This window comes from Pseudomonas sp. N040 (genome assembly GCF_015637705.1).
Lineage (GTDB): Bacteria > Pseudomonadota > Gammaproteobacteria > Pseudomonadales > Pseudomonadaceae > Aquipseudomonas.
In genome coordinates, this window is record NZ_JADOBE010000001.1 from 117994 (window position 1) to 135286 (window position 17293).

The window sequence follows — 17293 nt, forward strand, 5'->3', positions numbered from 1 at the left end:
CCCATGAGACCGCTGAATATCCTGACGATCGATGATGATCCATTGCTCGGCCAGGCCATCAGCGCATTTATCGTCCAGCTCGGACATACCGGGCTGTATCTCGACAACGGCAGCGACGGACTGGAGCACTACCGCACAGAGGCCTTCGATCTGGTCCTGGTGGACCGCCTCATGCCCGGCATGGATGGCCTGCAGACAACCCGGCAGCTGCGGGCGCTGCAGCAGGACAGTGGCTGGCGGCCGATTATCATGCTCTCCGCCAGCAATGCCATCGATGAGCAGGTACTGGCCCTCAACTCGGGCTGCGATGACTTCCTGACCAAGCCGATCAACTTCAGCATCCTCGAAGCCAAGATCAACTCGTTCTGGCGCATCGCGCAGATGCAGCAGCAGATTTCCCGGCAGAACATAGCGCTGCTGAGCTACGCCAACCTGGAAGCCGAAGAGAAACGCATCAGCAATTTCCTCATGGAGCGTCTGGTGCGCCGCGAGCAGCTGCAGCATCCGGCCATCGAACACTACCTGCAGCCGGCCAGCCTGGTCTCTGGCGACCTGCTGCTGGTTAGCACTTCGCGCAGCGGGGATATCTACGTGATGCTGGCCGACGCCACCGGGCATGGCCTGCCCGCCGCCCTGACCCTGATTCCGCTGTCGCAGACCTTCTACGCGATGGCGGCCAAAGGCTTCCAGCTGCGCAGCATCGTCCAGGAAATGAACACCCAGCACCGCGCCTACAGTCCGCCCGAGCGCTTCGTCGCGGCGCTGGCCGCCTGCTATCGCAGTCGCGAGGGCACCCTCGAGGTATGGAATGGCGGCATTCCTTCAGCCGTGTTGCTCAGCAATGCCGGCGAAGTCCTCTGGCGCTTCCACTCACACAACCTGCCGCTGGGCATCGTCGACAACCAGCAGGCCGGGCACGAAGTGGAAACCATGCACCTGACCGAAGAAGCCCAGCTGTTCATGTTCTCCGATGGCCTGATCGAGGCGGAAAACGCCGCCGGCGAAGCCTTTGGCAAGCAGCGTCTGGAACAGGCATTGCACCGGACGGCGCCAGACCAGCGCCTGCTGCGGGTCAGGCGGGCCGTCACCGAACACCTGCAGCAGGCCCTGCCACATGATGATCTGTCCTGCCTGCAGCTCAGCTGTCGCGAAGCCCTGTCGGTGCCGAAAAAGGCCGCGGATAGCCGCACCGATGGCGCCGGGACCTGGGGCCTGCAGCTGCTGCTGACTGCCGCGCAACTCAAGCGCCTGGATCTGGAGCCGCTGATCAGCGATTTCTGCCAGCAACTGGGCCTGGACAATGTCCGCCAGGGCCTGTTCCGGCTGATCCTGCGCGAACTGCTGGGCAACGCCCTGGATCACGGTATCCTCGGCCTGGAATCCAGCATCAAGCATGATCTGGATGGTTTCGAGCGCTACCTGCACCAGCGCCAGGAGCGCCTGGCAGCGCTCGAGGCTGGCGAGATCAGGCTGCAGATCAACCAGATCAGCGGCCCCGACAGCAGCCTGGTGAGTATCACGGTGAGCGACAGCGGGCCAGGCTTCGACCATGCCGCGCTGGCGTTCGAGCTGCCGCAGAGCGACCTGCAGCTATACCATGGCCGCGGCCTCCAGCTGCTCAAGGGCCTGTGCTCCAGGCTGGAATTCATGCCCCCCGGCAATCAGGTACTGGCCGAGTTCCGCTGGGAGCATGACAGCACCGAGGAGAGCGCCTAACCAGGTAGCAGGACGCCAGCAGACAGAAAGGCTTGGGCAAGCGCCCCGGCCCGGATATAATCGCCCGGCTTGTCGCAACAGCCCCCCGTGGCCGTTGCTCCCGCAACCCGTCCGAGGGGCGCTGCAGCAGTTCACCAACCCGGTCTTTACCGTGGCTCGGACTGTCAGGCTCGTACGGGGCGCGTTCCCCAGGCTCCGGCAGATCCTCCGCCGCCAGCCTGAATACGCACAACGGCGCTCGATTCGCACACAATACGAATGGAGACACTCGCATGAGCGCTGCTTTTGCCGATTACAAAGTTGCTGACCTGTCCCTGGCTGCCTGGGGTCGTCGCGAAATCATCATTGCCGAATCCGAAATGCCTGCCCTGATGGGCATGCGCCGCAAGTACGGCGCGAGCAAGCCGCTGGCCGGGGCGAAGATCATCGGCTGCATCCACATGACCATCCAGACCGCCGTACTGATCGAAACCCTGGTTGCCCTGGGTGCCGAAGTGCGCTGGTCGAGCTGCAACATTTTCTCCACCCAGGATCAGGCCGCCGCTGCCATCGCTGCCGCCGGCATCCCGGTATACGCCTGGAAGGGTGAAACCGAGGCGGAATACGAATGGTGCATCGAGCAGACCATCCTCGAAAACGGCAAGCCATGGGCTGCCAACATGATCCTCGACGACGGTGGCGACCTGACCCAGATCATCCACCAGAAATACCCGGCGATGCTCGACAAGATCCACGGCGTCACCGAAGAGACCACCACTGGTGTGCACCGTCTGCTCGACATGCTCAAGGCCGGCACCCTGAAGATCCCGGCGATCAACGTCAACGACTCGGTGACCAAGAGCAAGAACGACAACAAGTACGGCTGCCGCCACAGCCTCAACGACGCGATCAAGCGCGGCGTCGACCACCTGCTGTCGGGCAAGCAGGCGCTGGTCATCGGTTATGGCGACGTGGGCAAGGGTTCGGCGCAATCGCTGCGCCAGGAAGGCATGATCGTCAAGGTCTCCGAGATCGATCCGATCTGCGCCATGCAGGCCTGCATGGACGGCTTCGAGGTGGTTTCGCCGTTCAAGAACGGCCTGAATGACGGCACTGCCGCCAGCATCGACAGCGCGCTGCTGGGCAAGATCGACCTGATCGTCACCACCACCGGCAACGTCAACGTGTGCGACGCCAACATGCTCAAGGCCCTGAAGAAGCGCGCCGTGGTGTGCAACATCGGCCACTTCGACAACGAGATCGACACCGCCTTCATGCGTGCCAACTGGGCCTGGGAAGAGGTCAAGCCACAGGTGCACAAGGTGCACCGCACCGGCAAGGACGGCTTCGATGCGCAGAATGACGATTACCTGCTGCTGCTGTCCGAAGGCCGTCTGGTCAACCTGGGCAACGCCACCGGCCACCCGAGCCGGATCATGGACGGCTCCTTCGCCAACCAGGTGCTGGCGCAGATCCACCTGTTCGGCGCCAAGTTCGCCAACCTGCCGGCGGCCGAGAAAGCTGCACGGCTGAGCGTCGAAGTGCTGCCGAAGAAGCTCGACGAGGAAGTCGCGCTGGAAATGGTCAAGGGTTTCGGTGGCGTGGTCACCCAGCTCACCGGCAAGCAGGCCGAGTACATCGGCGTCAGCGTGGACGGCCCGTTCAAGCCGGACAGCTACCGCTACTGATACTCCGCAATCCGTAGGGTGGGTTAGCCGTGTAGCGGCGCAACCCACCAGCCAAGCCACTTAGTGGTGGGTTACGCCTTCGGCCAACCCACCCTACGGAATACCCCCAATGACCCAACAAAACCGTTACAGCTTCGAATTCTTCCCGACCAAGACCGATGCCGGGCATGAAAAGCTGATGGGCGTGGCGCGCGAACTGGCGCGCTACCAGCCGGACTTCTTCTCCTGCACCTACGGTGCCGGCGGATCGACCCGCGACCGCACGCTGAACACCGTGCTGCAACTGGATGGCGAAGTGAAGGTGCCGACCGCACCGCACCTGTCCTGTGTCGGCGACTCACCCGAAGAACTGCGCAACCTGCTTCAGTTGTACCGCCAGGCCGGCATCCAGCGCATCGTCGCCCTGCGTGGCGATCTGCCCTCCGGCATGGGCCTGGCCAGCGGCGAACTGCGCTATGCCAACGAACTGGTGGAGTTCATCCGCAACGAAACCGGCGACCACTTTCACATCGAGGTCGCGGCCTACCCGGAAATGCACCCGCAGGCACGCAACTTCGAGGACGACCTGCTCAACTTCCAGCGCAAGGTCCGGGCGGGTGCCGACAGCGCCATCACCCAGTATTTCTTCAATGCCGACAGCTACTTCTATTTCATGGAGCGCGTGCGCAAGCTGGGCATCGACATCCCGGTGGTCCCCGGCATCATGCCGATCACCAACTACAGCCGACTGGCTCGCTTCTCCGATGCCTGCGGCGCCGAGATCCCGCGCTGGATCCGCAAGCAGCTGGAAGCCTACGGGGATGATATGGACAGCATCCAGGCCTACGGCGAACAGGTCGTCACGCAGATGTGCGAACGCCTGCTGCAGGGCGGCGCGCCGGGTCTGCACTTCTACACGCTGAACCAGGCCGAGCCCAGCCTGGCGATCTGGCACAACCTGAAGCTGGCGCGCTGAGTTCGGCCATGCCCGCACCGGCTACCAGTACCGCCATGCCCGGTTTGACCACTGGGCACATAGGCACCCGCACACCCCGGAGGCTCTGTTATACTCCGGGCTCCCGCCAGGCTTACGCCCGGACGCTCGGCCTTCTTCGGCCCGGCAGGACCGGACGGGGTGGTGTCTTCCAGACGCCTCCAGCCAGGCAGATATTCCCACAGGGCCAAGCCCTCACCAGACAGGATTACTCATGTCCTTTGCATCCCTCGGTCTCTCCGAGGCATTAGTCCGCGCCGTCGAGGCCGCCGGCTACACCACACCCACTCCCGTCCAACTGCGGGCTATTCCCGCCGCCCTGCAAGGCCGCGACCTGATGGTTGCCGCGCAGACCGGTACCGGCAAAACCGGCGGCTTTGCCCTGCCGATCCTCGAGCGCCTGTTTCCCAACGGCCACCCGGATCGCGAGCATCGCCACGGCCCGCGCCAGCCACGGGTACTGGTGCTGACGCCGACCCGCGAACTGGCGGCGCAGGTGCATGACAGCTTCAAGCAATATGCCCGCGACCTGCCACTGGTCAGCACCGTGATCTTCGGCGGGGTTGGCATGAACCCGCAGATCCAGGCCATGGCCAAAGGTGTCGACGTACTGGTGGCCTGCCCCGGCCGCCTGCTTGACCTGATCAACCAGAAGGTCATCGACCTGTCGCACGTGGAAACCCTGGTGCTCGACGAAGCCGACCGCATGCTCGACATGGGCTTCATCCATGACGTCAAGAAGGTCCTCGCCAAGCTGCCGGCACAGCGGCAGAACCTGCTGTTCTCGGCCACCTTCTCGGGCGAGATCAGCGAACTGGCGAGCAAGCTGCTGCACAACCCCGAGCGGATCGAAGTCACCCCGCCGAACACCACGGTGGAGCGCATCGAGCAACGCGTCTATCGCCTGCCGGCCAGCCACAAGCGCGCCCTGCTGGCGCACCTGATCACCGCCGGAGCCTGGGAGCAGGTGCTGGTGTTCACCCGCACCAAGCACGGCGCCAACCGCCTGGCCGAGTACCTCGACAAGCACGGCCTGCCGGCCGTGGCCATCCACGGCAACAAGAGCCAGAACGCGCGGACCAAGGCCCTGGCCGACTTCAAGGCCGGCCAGGTGCGCATCCTGGTCGCCACCGATATCGCCGCGCGTGGCCTGGACATCGATCAGTTGCCGCATGTGGTCAACTTCGAGCTGCCCAACGTCGAGGAAGACTATGTGCACCGTATCGGCCGTACCGGCCGTGCCGGGCGCAGCGGCGAAGCCATTTCGCTGGTCGCGCCGGATGAGGAGAAACTGCTCAAGGGCATCGAGCGCATGACCCGCCAGCGCATTGCCGATGGCGACACCATGGGCTTCGATCCCTCCACCGTGGAAGTGGAAAAACCCGAAGTGCGCGGCCCGCGCCCGGAGCGCCAGCCGCGCGCCGATCGCCCGCAACGCGAGCGCAGCAAGCCTGCCGCCAGCAGCACCGAAAGCAAGGACGGCCGCTCCCGCAACTCACGCAACAATGGTCGCGGGCAAAGTCGCGGACCGGCGGAAGCGCGTGCCACGGCACCCAGTGCCCCGGTCGTACCTCCGCCAAACCGCGACCCGGAAGCCTTCCTCGACGACGAGTTCGACAATTTTGGCAATCGCGCCGATTACGTCAGTCCCAATCCGCCCAAAGCCCCGGGGCGCAATCCGCGGCGCACTGGTGCGGCACCGGCCCAAGGCCGGCCGCAAGGCGACCGACCCCGACCGCAGGGCGCCAGCGCGGCCGGCAAACCCAAGCGCAACGGCCCGGCACGCAGCAATGGTGGCGGTCGCCGCGATGATTCGCGCCAGGATCCGCTGCGCAGCGGCCGGCAGGAGCCTGCCGTGCAGGATGCACGGAGCGTCAAGCAGCCGCTGATCATCCGCAAGGGTGAGCGCCTGCCAACCCTGGAGCAGCTCAGCGAACTGGAAAGCCGCAATGACCGCCGCGAGCGTCCGGCGCTGCTGTCGAGCCGACCCAGCGAGGACTGAGCCTTGCAGCAACAAGAACGCCGGCGAATGCCGGCGTTTTTGTTGCTAGCCCGGTTTACTGGCGCACGCCTTCCACCGAGAGGATCAACTCGACTTCCTGGGACGCCGGGCCGAGATCCTTCTGGATCTCGAAGTCCTTCAGCTTGAGCGTGGTCGAGCCGGAAAAACCGGCGCGGTAGCCGCCCCAGGGGTCGCTGCCTTCCCCGACGAAGCGCGCCGCGATCACCACCGGCCTGGTCACCCCGTTGAGGGTCAGGTTACCGCTGATGTCGGCGGTCCCCGCCCCGGTGGACTTCACTGCGGTGGAAACAAAGCTCGCGGTCGGGTACTTGTCAACGTTGAGGAAATCGCCGCTGCGCAGGTGCTTGTCGCGTTCCGCATGGTTGGAGTCGACGCTGGCGGTGTTGATGCTGACACTCACCGCACTGGCTTCGGGCTTGGCCGCATCGAAGCTGAAGGTGCCATCGAAGTCCCTGAAGGTGCCGTACAGCCAGCTGTAGCCCAGGTGACTGATCTTGAAGTTGATGAAGGCGTGCTGGCCCTGCTTGTCGATCACGTAGTCGGCAGCCAGCAACGGTCCGGCAAACAGCGCACTGCCCAATGCCAGGGCCGCGATGGTTTTCTTCAGCATGGTGAAACTCCTTGGTGTGGGTTAACTGTCGGTGCGCCCGAGCATGCGCCGCAGGGTCGCATCGCGGTCGACGAAATGGTGCTTGAGGGCGGCCAGCGCATGCAGGCCGGCGAAAATCACCAGTACCCAGGCCAGCAGCAGATGAACCTGCCCGGCGACATCCTCCTGGTCGGGAATACTGGTCAGGCTGGCCGGCACTTCGAACAGGCCGAACACGCTGATGCCGCGACCGTCGGCGGTGGAAATCAGGTAGCCGCTCAGCATCAGCGCGAACAGTCCGGCATACAGCAGTAGATGACCGGCCTTGCTGGCCCGGCGCGTCCACCGGCCATGGCTGGCCAGTGGCAGGGGCGGCGGACTGATCCAGCGCCAGCACAGGCGCAGCAACATCAGCGCAAACAGGCACAGGCCGATGCTCTTGTGCAGATCCGGGGCAGCCTTGTACCAGTTGCTGTAATAGTCCAGCTCGACCATCCACAGACCGAGGCCGAACAGGCCGACGACCGCCACTGCCACCAGCCAGTGCAGCGCAATGCTGAGCCAGCCGTAGCGGGTTGAAGAGTTGCGCCACTGCATGCTGAAAGGATCCGTCGGAGTGTTGCGGCAAGCCTAACGGGAATTGCGCGGGAGAAAAGTCGAAACTTTGCTTTCGAAATATCGAGAAATACGATCGTTCGCCCAGGCCAGGCATCGCCCCGCTGCCGGGTAAAAATAAACCGCCGGCGCGCAGCATCCAGCGGGCATTTTTCTTACACTGGCCGCACCTCTTCCAGCAAAGGCCCTCCCAGTGCAATCCGTGATCTCGGTCGAGCAACTGAACAAGACCTACGCCTCCGGCCACAAGGCCCTGCAGGACATCAACCTGGAGATCCGCCAGGGCGAGATCTTTGCCCTGCTCGGCCCCAACGGCGCCGGCAAAACCACCCTGATCAGCATCATCTGCGGCATCGTCAACCCGAGCTCGGGCTCTGTGAAGGTCGGCGGCAAGGACATCCGGCAGGACTATCGCAGTGCCCGCGCGCAGATCGGCCTGGTGCCGCAGGAACTTTTCAACGACGTATTCGAGACCGTCTTGGCCACCGTGCGCTTCAGCCGCGGCCTGTTCGGCAAGGCCGCCAATCCGGCCTATCTGGAGCAGTTGCTGAAAGACCTGGCACTGTGGGACAAGCGCGACGCCAAGATCTTCGAACTGTCCGGCGGCATGAAGCGCCGGGTCATGATCGCCAAGGCCCTGTCCCACGAGCCGGCCATCCTGTTTCTCGACGAACCCACCGCCGGGGTGGATGTCGAACTGCGCCGCGACATGTGGGACATGGTGCGCAGCCTGCGCGAGCGCGGCGTGACCATCATCCTGACCACCCACTACATTGAAGAAGCCGAGGAAATGGCCGACCGCATCGGCATCATCAGTGGCGGCCAGCTGATTCTGGTGGAAGATAAGGCCCGGCTGATGCACCAGCTCGGCAAGAAACAGCTCAAGCTGCAGCTCAAGGAGCCACTCCAGGTCTTGCCCCCCGCACTCGCCGGCTTTCCGCTGGAGCTTGGCGGCAATGGCCTCGAGCTGGTCTTCACCTTCGATATCCAGAGCGAGCAGACCGGCATTGCCGAACTGCTCAAGGCCCTGGCCGGGCTCGGCATCGACTTCCGCGACCTGCAATCGAGCCAGAGCTCGCTGGAAGAGATTTTCGTCAATCTGCTAAGGGGGCGCGGATGAACCTGTACGCCATTCGTGCCATCTACCTGTTCGAACTGGCGCGCACCTGGCGCACCTTGATGCAGAGCATCGCCACGCCGGTGATCTCGACCTCGCTGTACTTTGTGGTATTCGGCTCGGCCATCGGTTCGAGCATCGTGCAGGTACAGGGCGTGAGTTATGCGGCGTTCATCGTGCCGGGCCTGATCATGCTGGCGCTGCTTACCGAGAGCATTTCCAACGCCGCCTTCGGCATCTACATGCCGAAGTATTCGGGCACCATCTATGAGCTGCTGTCGGCGCCGGTGTCCTACCTGGAAATCGTCATCGGCTATGTCGGCGCGGCCGCCACCAAATCGGTGATCCTCGGCCTGATCATCCTGCTGACCGCCAGGCTGTTCGTCTCCTTCGAGATCGTCCATCCGTTCTGGATGCTGGCCTTTCTCGGGCTGACCGCCATCACCTTCAGCCTGTTCGGCTTCATCATCGGGATCTGGGCCGATGGCTGGGAGAAACTGCAAATAGTCCCGGCGCTGATCGTCACCCCGCTGGCGTTTCTCGGCGGCAGTTTCTATTCGATCGACATGCTGCCGCCCCTCTGGCAGAAGATCACCCTGCTCAACCCGGTGGTCTACCTGATCAGCGGCTTTCGCTGGAGCTTCTACGGGGTGGCCGATGTCGACGTGCGCATCAGCCTGGGCATGACCCTGGGCTTCCTGCTGCTGTGCCTGGCGCTGGTGTGGTGGATCTTCCGTACCGGCTACCGGATCAGGCAGTGAACCAAGACCGGGGCGATGGCAGAGCCATCACCCCGGCTGACTTTATTTAAAAGTCGAGGGACAACGACGCGCTGACACCTTGCAGGGTCTGGTCATCTTCCTTGCCGTAGGTGTATCCCCCGCGCAGGGTCAACTCCTCGGTCAGCTGGTGGCTTACGCCCAGAGTGCCACTGTTGAGGGCGTTGCCGGGGGTGTAGCCCTTCAGCTCGAAGTCGATACCCGGCAGGCTGACCAGCTCCGCAGTCACCTTGGTGGCGTCGTCATCATATTCCCGCTGGAAGGAGTACTCGGCAAATACCGCAGTAGCGCGATCCAGCTGGTATCGTCCCTGCAGGCCGGCACCCAGACGCCGCGAATCACGCTGCTGATCATCGAAGTTCAAGGTGGTCGACTGCGAGCCGTCTTCGCTGAAACCATCCACATTTACCCGGGAATAGTCCGCGCTGAGGAAGGGGCTGAGATGCCACTGGCTATCCGCCTGTGGCGCGATGTCATAACCCAGACGGGTACTGGCGGCCCACAGGTCACCATTGGTATTGCCATGCTCGGTTCGCTTGACCTGCCCCAGGTAGAACTTCCGCTTCAGGTCGTCATAGTCCAGGTTGCCGCCACTGACGGACAGATCGCCCCACCAGCGGTTCTGCTGGTATTGCGCGAACAGCGAGCCCAGATAACTATCCATGCTGTAATCGGAGCTGGCTTCACCCGCATCCAGATCCTGCTGGTAGTAGCCAACCGCGGCCCCAATGCGCCACGCCTCATCCAAACGCAGGCTGGTGCCCAGATTGAAGCTGTAGCCATTGCCGTCAGCACTGCCCATGTCAGCACCCTGGGAGTCGATATCCTGATGCTGGCCGCCGCCAATCAGGAAACCGCGCCACTCACCAACGGTCTGCCAGTTCTCCCAGTCAGCGGTCCATTCGTTGCGCAATTGCTGCTGGTGACCACGCAGGCTGGCCTGGCCCATTTGCGGCAAAAGACTCATTTCCACCGGGGCATTCAGCAGCGAGTAGCCATAGTCGGCCAGAATCTCCTGTACGGCGGTGGTTGGGTGCACGCCGTCATTGAACAGCAGCTTGCTCGGGTCTGGGGTCGCTGAGGAAATCCCCCAGGTCGGATTTACATTGGCGCAACCATCAAAGCAGGTCCCGACAAGATTCTGGGTGGCATCGAAGCCGAAGATTGCCGGGTTGGCCAATAACTCGGAAGCCAGCAAAGGATTGTTCAGCGGGATGATCTGGGCATTTATCCCGCGCAGCTGCGCTACCAGCTCGGTGTTGAGGTCATTCGCCAAGCCTGAAAAGAAAGCATTGCCACCGAGCGTCGGGGTATTGCCCACATCCGGCAATAGCGAAACCATGATGTAGCGGGCACCTGCTGCCTGTAGCGCCTCAACGCTATCCACCAGCCGCCCGGCTGCTGCTTGAGCCTGCGCTGTATTTAATACCTGCAGCTGCAGAAAATCGTTACCGCCACCGTTCACATAGTAGAGCGCATTGGGATCCGCCCGCCCGCCGGTAGAGATCAGATAGCCATCGCGCGTACGCTGACCACTGACGACTGAACCACCGACCGCCGTAATCGAATCATAGATTTGGCTGGTGGTGTAACCGCCCACTGCCCAGTCGTTGCCATCGGCCCAGCCATTGCTCTGATAGACCGCAGAAGTGGAAGGTGTCTGCGGACCGAGGCCAAGTTGCTGGCCTATCAGCATCGGCGCAGTTTGACCGCGGATTTCTCCGCTGCCCGGCTGATAGGTAGGTCCGGTTCGGTTGGTAAACCGCTGGGTCGAATTGGCTGGGCCGCCGGCATCCGGAAACTGGCCGGCATCGCTCAGGCTGTCGCCGAAGATGTACAGCGCCGAATAGGATGCTGCAGAAACGGTCGAAGCCGTCGCCAGCAGGCAGGCAGCCGCCAGAGGGGTAAGCAGTCTTTTCATGCAGGTCGCTCCTTGTTGTTCTTAGTAGAACTGACGCACAAGTCTCGACGAAAAATCCGAACCAGAATACCCACCGGTTGACATTTTGCAGGCCAGCTCCCGAAGCCCGCGGAAAACTCAGTTCAGCCCGTTCGCGGAAAACACCACCACCTTGTCTGCCGCAAACTGCACGCTGATGTTGCTCTTCTCGTCGCCCCAGTTGCAGCTGGTCAAGCCCACGGCGCCTGAGCATTCCGCAGCACTGCCGAGCAGGGTTTCAACCTCTGCCTTGGACATGCCGACCGAGAGCTTGGAATAGTTTTCCTGGTTTATCTTGCTGCAGGCAGTCAGCAGCAGGCAGGCGCCGAGCAAAATCATTGAACGCTTGATCATGACACTCTCTCCACTCGAATGACCGCACACCCGGCGGGTGGCGGCACAACTCATAACGCGTAATTCAGGCCTGATGGTAGGCGGTCACCCGCTCGACCTCTTCCCTGGAGCCGAGGAACACCGCCACCCGCTGATGCAGGGAGGTGGGCTGGATGTCGAGGATGCGCTGATAGCCATTGGTCGACGCGCCGCCGGCCTGCTCGATGATGAAGGACATCGGGTTGGCCTCGTACATCAGGCGCAGCTTGCCCGGTTTATCCGGCTCGCGGCTATCGCGCGGGTACATGAACACACCACCGCGGGTGAGGATGCGATGTACGTCCGCCACCATCGCCGCGACCCAGCGCATGTTGTAGTTCTTGCCCAGCGGCCCTTCCTGGCCGGCCAGCAACTCTTCCACATAGCGCTTTACCGGAGCCTCCCAGTGGCGCTGGTTGGACATGTTGATGGCGAACTCGGCAGTGCTCTGCGGGATCCGGATGTCATCATGGGTCAGGACGAACGAGCCCAGCTCGCGATCCAGGGTGAAACCCTTGACGCCATTGCCCAGGGTCAGCATCAGCATGGTCTGCGGACCGTAGATCGCGTAGCCGGCGGCAACCTGCTGGGTGCCGGGCTGGAGGAAGGCCTCTTCGCCGATGTCGCCGGAGCAGCCATTCAGGTCCGGACAGCGCAGCACCGAAAAGATCGTCCCGACCGAGACATTCACGTCGATGTTGGAGGAGCCGTCCAGCGGATCGAATACCAGCAGGTAGGCCCCCTTGGGGTACTGGCCGGGGATCTGATGGGCGTTATCCATCTCCTCGGAGGCCATGCCGGCCAGGTGGCCACCCCACTCGTTGGCCTCCAGCAGGATTTCATTGGACAGCACATCGAGTTTCTTCTGTACCTCACCCTGCACGTTCTCGTTATCGGTGCTGCCTAGCACGCCCCCCAGCGCGCCCTTGGATACCTGATGGCTGATGGCCTTGCAGGCGCGTGCCACTACTTCGATAAGGAAGCGCAGATCCGCCGGGGTATTGTGGCTGCGGGTCTGCTCGATCAGATAGCGGCTAAGGGTAACGCGAGACATGGAGAGCTCCGATGATTAAAACTTCGGCGCAGTTTAACCCGTAACACCCGGTAACGTCTCATCACGCCCGCGCTATTCATCGGCGCATGGCCAGCCGCTACTGCTAACTCGCCGAGCCGGCCAGCCGCACGCGGTTGCGACCCTCGCGCTTGGCCTGGTAGAGCGCACTATCGGCTGCCCGAATCAGATCGTCCAGCGTGTCGCCATGCATCGGCCAGCTGGCCAGTCCGGCCGAAAACTGGATATTCAGGTCGCCAGCCGTGGTCAGCATCGGGGTCAGGGCAAAATGTTCACGCAAGCCTTCCACCAGAGCGAAGGCCTCATGCGCGGTAACCCCCGTAAGCAACAGCAGGAACTCCTCGCCACCAAAGCGGAACACCGCATCGGTGCTGCGCAGCTTGGTCTCGAAGAACCGCGACACGGCTTTCAGCATCTCGTCGCCGACCAGATGGCCATAGGTATCGTTGACCCCCTTGAAGTGATCGAGATCGATCAACACCAGCACCAGTCCGGCATGCTCGCGCCGGGCCCTGGCTTGCTCGCGAGTGAAAAACTCGGCCAGGTAGCGGCGATTGAACAAACCGGTCAGGGGGTCATGCAACACCTGGTCACGTAGCTTGTCATTCAGTGCAGAGATGATCTTCAAGCGCTCATCACTCAGCGCCAGGGCTTCGGCCAGGCGCATCTCGCTCAGGTGCGGCTGGGTAACATCGCGCAGATAAAGCATTTCGCCCAGGACAAACTTGCCCTTGCGCGCCGGGCGCTCGATCTGCCGGCGATGCACCTCGAAGAAGCGCTGCGGATGGGTCAACTCCAGCAATGGCGGCAGTTTGTCTGCTGCTGCGCGCAGCAGCACGCCCGCCAGAGGCATGCCGTACACCGGCCAGTCCGCCAGGCGGCAACCCTGCCAGTCCTTGGCCAGCGCGGCCAGCTGCAACGCCGCAGGATTGGCCTCGATCACTTCCTGGCGCTGATTGATGACCAGCACCGGGTCAGACAGGGCCTCCAGCAGCAAGTGCCGCGCTACCGGCAACAGATCGAACACCCGCCCGCCGAAGATCAGCACGACGAACGCGATCAGGACGAAGACAAAACTCAGCGGTGTCGGGTCAAACCCGAAAACCGTCCAGTTGTAGTGCACATAGGCTATGTGGGCGATGAATGGCACCAGCGTCACCGCCGCAAAGGCCAGATAGTGCCGCCGGTGCCTGCCCCGGCTGAGATAGGCCGCATTCAGGACGGTACCGACACTGAACAGCATCGACAGGTACACATAGACGGACACGGCAAAGAACAGCGGCCCATGTTCATAATGCACCGGCGCACCCCATTCGGCCGAGATCGGTGCGCTTCCCGGCAGGTAGAACAGGCCGTGCCAGGGATTGCTCAGCGCCAGCAGCCAGGCGAGCAGCGGCATCAGGCAGAGCAGCAGCAGGTTGCGCGGCCGCAGTGTGGCACTCTGGCTGTTGACGTACTGCCAGAGAAACAGCGCCCAGAAGGTGGGGGTGGCCACAATCCCCGGCCAGGCCATGGCCGCCCAGAACATCTTGCAATCCGCGGCCTGCGCCGACATCTCCGCGGCAGCCGTCAGCAGCCACCAAAGGGCCGCAAGGTGCAGCAGAGCAAAACCGGCGCGACCAGGGAAAGCCCTTTGTTTTGCCACCCAGCGGGACAGCAGCAGGATGCCGAGACACAGCGACAACGCAAACAGCACCGCTGCCGACAAGCTCCAGCCGGCATTGCAACTACTCATCTAGCAATCGTCCAGGCATTTCTTCGCTCGGCACTATGCTCCCTCGCAGGAGCCCAAATCCACGGAATAAGGTTGAATCTAGCAGAGCATGCGCCAAGTAATCCCGGGCATGCGGCCATAGTAGGATTTTACTGATCCCTGTCAGCCTTGATCGCAGCAGCGGGCTTCAATTACCGTGAACCGGCAAGCCCCCCGAATGACCGCTGTCATCCATGGCAATTACCCTTACAGAGGACTCTTCTGATGAACGCACTTTCCAAACTGCTGCTTGGCACCGCCCTTGGCCTCAGCCTTAGCGCCTGCGCAACCGGCGGCAATGACGCCGGCGAGATGGAGATCCGCAGCGGCAAGATCGAGCAGATCACCCCGGCACAAATCACCAGCACCCACCATACCGGCCTCGGCGCCATCGTCGGCGGGCTGGGCGGCCTGGCGCTGGGCAGCTTGATCGGCAACGGCACCGGGCGTGACGTGGCCATGGCCGCCGGCGCCATCGGCGGCGCCTTTGCCGGCAATGCCGTGCAGGATAACTACGACAAGCCGAAGCCCGGCGAACAGGTGATCGTGCGCTTGCGCAGTGGGGTGCTGGTGTCCATCACACAGCCGATCACCAATACCCTGACCCCTGGCGAGGCCGTGTATGTCGAGGGCTCGGGTACCGACGCCCGCGTCGTTCCGCAGTTCTGAGCCGGGCCGCTGGCTGGCAGCTCTAGGCTGCCGGCCGAATTTGGCGTATCAGGCAGAGGGTTCCCGGCCCTGCAATAGCCGGTTGAACTCCTCTGCCGGCAGGGCCGGTGCCCAGAAGAAACCCTGGCCGCGATCACAACCCAGCGCGATCAGTCTTTCGAGCGTTGCTGCATCCTCGATGCCTTCGGCGACGATTGCCAGCTTGAGGCTGTGCGCCATCTGGATGATGGCCCGCACAATGGCCTCGTCCTGGGGATCCTGGATCAACCGGCAGACAAAGCTGCGGTCGATTTTCAGGGTCGCTACCTCGAAGCGCTTCAGGTACCCGAGATTGGAGTAGCCGGTGCCGAAGTCATCGATCGACAAGCCGACGCCGCGCTCGCGCAGACGGTGCAACACCCCGGAAAACGCCACCGTATCATCGATAAAGAGTGACTCGGTCAGCTCCAGGTCCAGCGCCCGGGCAGGCAGGCCGGAGTCCTCCAGCGCAGCCACGACCACCCGCTCGATATCGCCCCGGCGAAACTGGATCGGCGACAGGTTCACCGATACGCGCAACGCGCCGAAGCCCTGCTGATGCCAGCGCACCGCCTGGGCGCAAGCCTCCTGCAAGACCCAGGCGCCGATGTCGATGATCAGGCCGGTCTTTTCGGCGATCGGAATGAAGGTCTCGGGCGAAATCATGCCCAGCTCGGGATGCTGCCAGCGAATCAGCGCTTCGGCGCCCACCAGCCGCCCCGAAACCAGCTCGAACTGTGGCTGGAAGTGCAGGCTGAACTGCTCGCTGGCCAGTGCGGCACGCATGCCGGCAGCCAGTTGCAGGTAGCGGTTGACACTGGAGTTCATCTCTTCGTCATAGCAGCGCCAGGCGTTGCGCCCCGAATCCTTGGCCTTGTACATGGCCATGTCGGCCTTCTTCAGCAACGTATCGAAATCCACACCATCTTCCGGCCCCAGGGCCACTCCCAACGAGCAGGACACCAGGACATCCTGGCCATTCACGAAAAAGGGCGCATGCAGCTGCTCAAGCACTTTTATGGCCGCCATGGCCGCGGCAGCGCGGTCAGTGACATTCCCCAGCGTCAGCAGAAACTCATCGCCACCCTGGCGGCAGACCGTATCCCCGCTGCGGACGACCTGCTGCAGGCGCTCGGCGACCTGGCAGAGCAACTGGTCGCCGGCAACATGGCCGAGCGAATCATTGATCGTCTTGAAGTTGTCCAGATCCAGAAACAGCAAGGCCACCCGCGACTGGTTGCGCAGCGCCTGGGCCAGCGCCTGCTCGAAGCGATCGCGGGCCAGCAGGCGATTGGCCAGTCCGGTCAGCGGATCGTGACCGGCCAGGTGTTCGATCTGCCGTTGCGATTCACGGACCCGCAGGTTCTCCTCCTCCACGTTGCGCAGGGCGCGCCGCAGGTCACCCGCGAGCAGCCAGCTGGCGAAGCCCACCGCAACAATTACCACGCTCGCATCCACGATATTGCCGGCGCGCAGCGGTGGCACCTCATTGACATAGATGCCCTGCAGGTTCAGCACGCCGAGGACCAGGATATTGAGCAGCATGAAGCCAAGCAGGAGCAGGAATATGCGCCCGCCACCGAGGACCCCGGCAAAAATCAAGATCCCGCAGTAACCCAGCAGTGCGTGGTCATGCAGGCCCTGATCAAGCCAGATCAGCAGCGTCGCCATGCCGGTGAGAATCGCCGTCATCAGCCCCGCGGCAACCTGCAGCCTGCCGGCACGGGCGATCCGGTAGGCGATCACCAGCAGGCCGATGGTCCCCAGCATCAGTGCCGCAGTGCGCCAGCGGCTCGCCAGCAGGTTTTGCACGGCAACGAAGCTCAGCGCCACCGTCACCGCGAAAATGATCTGACTGATCCGACGGAGCTGCAACTCAGTGGTAGCCGAACTGGCGCTAATCGAACGGAACTCGTGTTTATCCATTGCAAACCCGCTGTGCATGCTTAGCTGAAGCCTAGCGTAGGCCTTGCCGAGACTTATCCGCGGCT

Annotated in this window: 14 protein-coding genes and 1 riboswitch; of the genes, 7 read left to right on the forward strand and 7 right to left on the reverse strand. The window is 62.8% G+C overall.

Annotated features, from left to right (window positions below):
• The first annotated feature begins 3 nt into the window (after window positions 1–3).
• The 4 genes from ISX93_RS00555 to ISX93_RS00570 all read left to right on the forward strand — a co-directional run bounded on the left by ISX93_RS00555 (window position 4) and on the right by ISX93_RS00570 (window position 6358).
• Entirely contained in the window at window positions 4–1716 is a 1713-nt protein-coding gene (locus ISX93_RS00555; protein WP_195776742.1) for an ATP-binding SpoIIE family protein phosphatase, read from the forward strand.
• A gap of 107 nt (window positions 1717–1823) precedes the next feature.
• Window positions 1824–1963: riboswitch (S-adenosyl-L-homocysteine riboswitch) on the forward strand.
• A gap of 25 nt (window positions 1964–1988) precedes the next feature.
• Window positions 1989–3383 (forward strand): adenosylhomocysteinase, encoded by a 1395-nt coding sequence (ahcY, locus tag ISX93_RS00560; RefSeq protein WP_195776743.1) that lies wholly within the window; start codon window positions 1989–1991, stop codon window positions 3381–3383.
• Window positions 3384–3492: 109 nt separating this feature from the next.
• Entirely contained in the window at window positions 3493–4338 is an 846-nt protein-coding gene (gene metF, locus ISX93_RS00565; protein ID WP_195776744.1) for a methylenetetrahydrofolate reductase [NAD(P)H], read from the forward strand.
• A 232-nt stretch (window positions 4339–4570) separates the two neighbouring features.
• On the forward strand, window positions 4571–6358 hold the full coding sequence (locus ISX93_RS00570; RefSeq protein WP_195776745.1) for a DEAD/DEAH box helicase: 1788 nt from the start codon (window positions 4571–4573) through the stop codon (window positions 6356–6358).
• 55 nt (window positions 6359–6413) lie between these two features.
• Here ISX93_RS00570 and ISX93_RS00575 read toward each other — a convergent pair whose 3' ends face one another.
• Together ISX93_RS00575 and ISX93_RS00580 are read right to left on the reverse strand one after the other, a co-directional pair.
• Window positions 6414–6989 (reverse strand): YceI family protein, encoded by a 576-nt coding sequence (locus ISX93_RS00575; protein WP_195776746.1) that lies wholly within the window; start codon window positions 6987–6989, stop codon window positions 6414–6416.
• Window positions 6990–7010: 21 nt separating this feature from the next.
• Complete coding sequence (locus ISX93_RS00580) at window positions 7011–7565, reverse strand: cytochrome b (protein ID WP_195776747.1); 555 nt, start codon at window positions 7563–7565, stop codon at window positions 7011–7013.
• 211 nt (window positions 7566–7776) lie between these two features.
• Here ISX93_RS00580 and ISX93_RS00585 point away from each other — a divergent pair, with 211 nt between their 5' ends.
• A complete protein-coding gene (locus ISX93_RS00585) occupies window positions 7777–8703 on the forward strand; it encodes an ABC transporter ATP-binding protein (RefSeq protein ID WP_195776748.1) in 927 nt (308 codons plus the stop codon).
• Complete coding sequence (locus ISX93_RS00590) at window positions 8700–9461, forward strand: ABC transporter permease (RefSeq protein ID WP_195776749.1); 762 nt, start codon at window positions 8700–8702, stop codon at window positions 9459–9461. The genes ISX93_RS00585 and ISX93_RS00590 overlap by 4 nt, the downstream gene beginning before the upstream one ends.
• Window positions 9462–9507: 46 nt before the next feature.
• Here the strand turns inward: ISX93_RS00590 and ISX93_RS00595 are convergent, their stop codons facing one another.
• The 4 genes from ISX93_RS00595 to ISX93_RS00610 form a co-directional block, all read right to left on the reverse strand.
• Entirely contained in the window at window positions 9508–11400 is a 1893-nt protein-coding gene (locus tag ISX93_RS00595; protein ID WP_195776750.1) for an autotransporter outer membrane beta-barrel domain-containing protein, read from the reverse strand.
• 117 nt (window positions 11401–11517) lie between these two features.
• Window positions 11518–11772, reverse strand: a complete 255-nt coding sequence (locus tag ISX93_RS00600; RefSeq protein WP_195776751.1) for a hypothetical protein — start codon at window positions 11770–11772, stop codon at window positions 11518–11520.
• A 64-nt stretch (window positions 11773–11836) separates the two neighbouring features.
• On the reverse strand, window positions 11837–12844 hold the full coding sequence (locus ISX93_RS00605) for a class 1 fructose-bisphosphatase (RefSeq protein WP_195776752.1): 1008 nt from the start codon (window positions 12842–12844) through the stop codon (window positions 11837–11839).
• A gap of 103 nt (window positions 12845–12947) precedes the next feature.
• Window positions 12948–14597 carry a histidine kinase N-terminal 7TM domain-containing diguanylate cyclase gene (locus tag ISX93_RS00610; RefSeq protein ID WP_195776753.1) on the reverse strand — a complete coding sequence of 550 codons (1650 nt, stop codon included), beginning with the start codon at window positions 14595–14597 and terminating at the stop codon, window positions 12948–12950.
• Between the two features lie 243 nt (window positions 14598–14840).
• Here ISX93_RS00610 and ISX93_RS00615 point away from each other — a divergent pair, with 243 nt between their 5' ends.
• Window positions 14841–15284 carry a glycine zipper 2TM domain-containing protein gene (locus ISX93_RS00615; protein ID WP_195776754.1) on the forward strand — a complete coding sequence of 148 codons (444 nt, stop codon included), beginning with the start codon at window positions 14841–14843 and terminating at the stop codon, window positions 15282–15284.
• Window positions 15285–15332: 48 nt separating this feature from the next.
• On the opposite strand, the gene ISX93_RS00620 is transcribed toward ISX93_RS00615, so the two are convergent.
• The gene (locus ISX93_RS00620) at window positions 15333–17228 is read right to left on the reverse strand and encodes a putative bifunctional diguanylate cyclase/phosphodiesterase (RefSeq protein ID WP_195776755.1); all 1896 of its coding nucleotides are present in this window, start codon (window positions 17226–17228) and stop codon (window positions 15333–15335) included.
• Window positions 17229–17293: the final 65 nt, after the last annotated feature.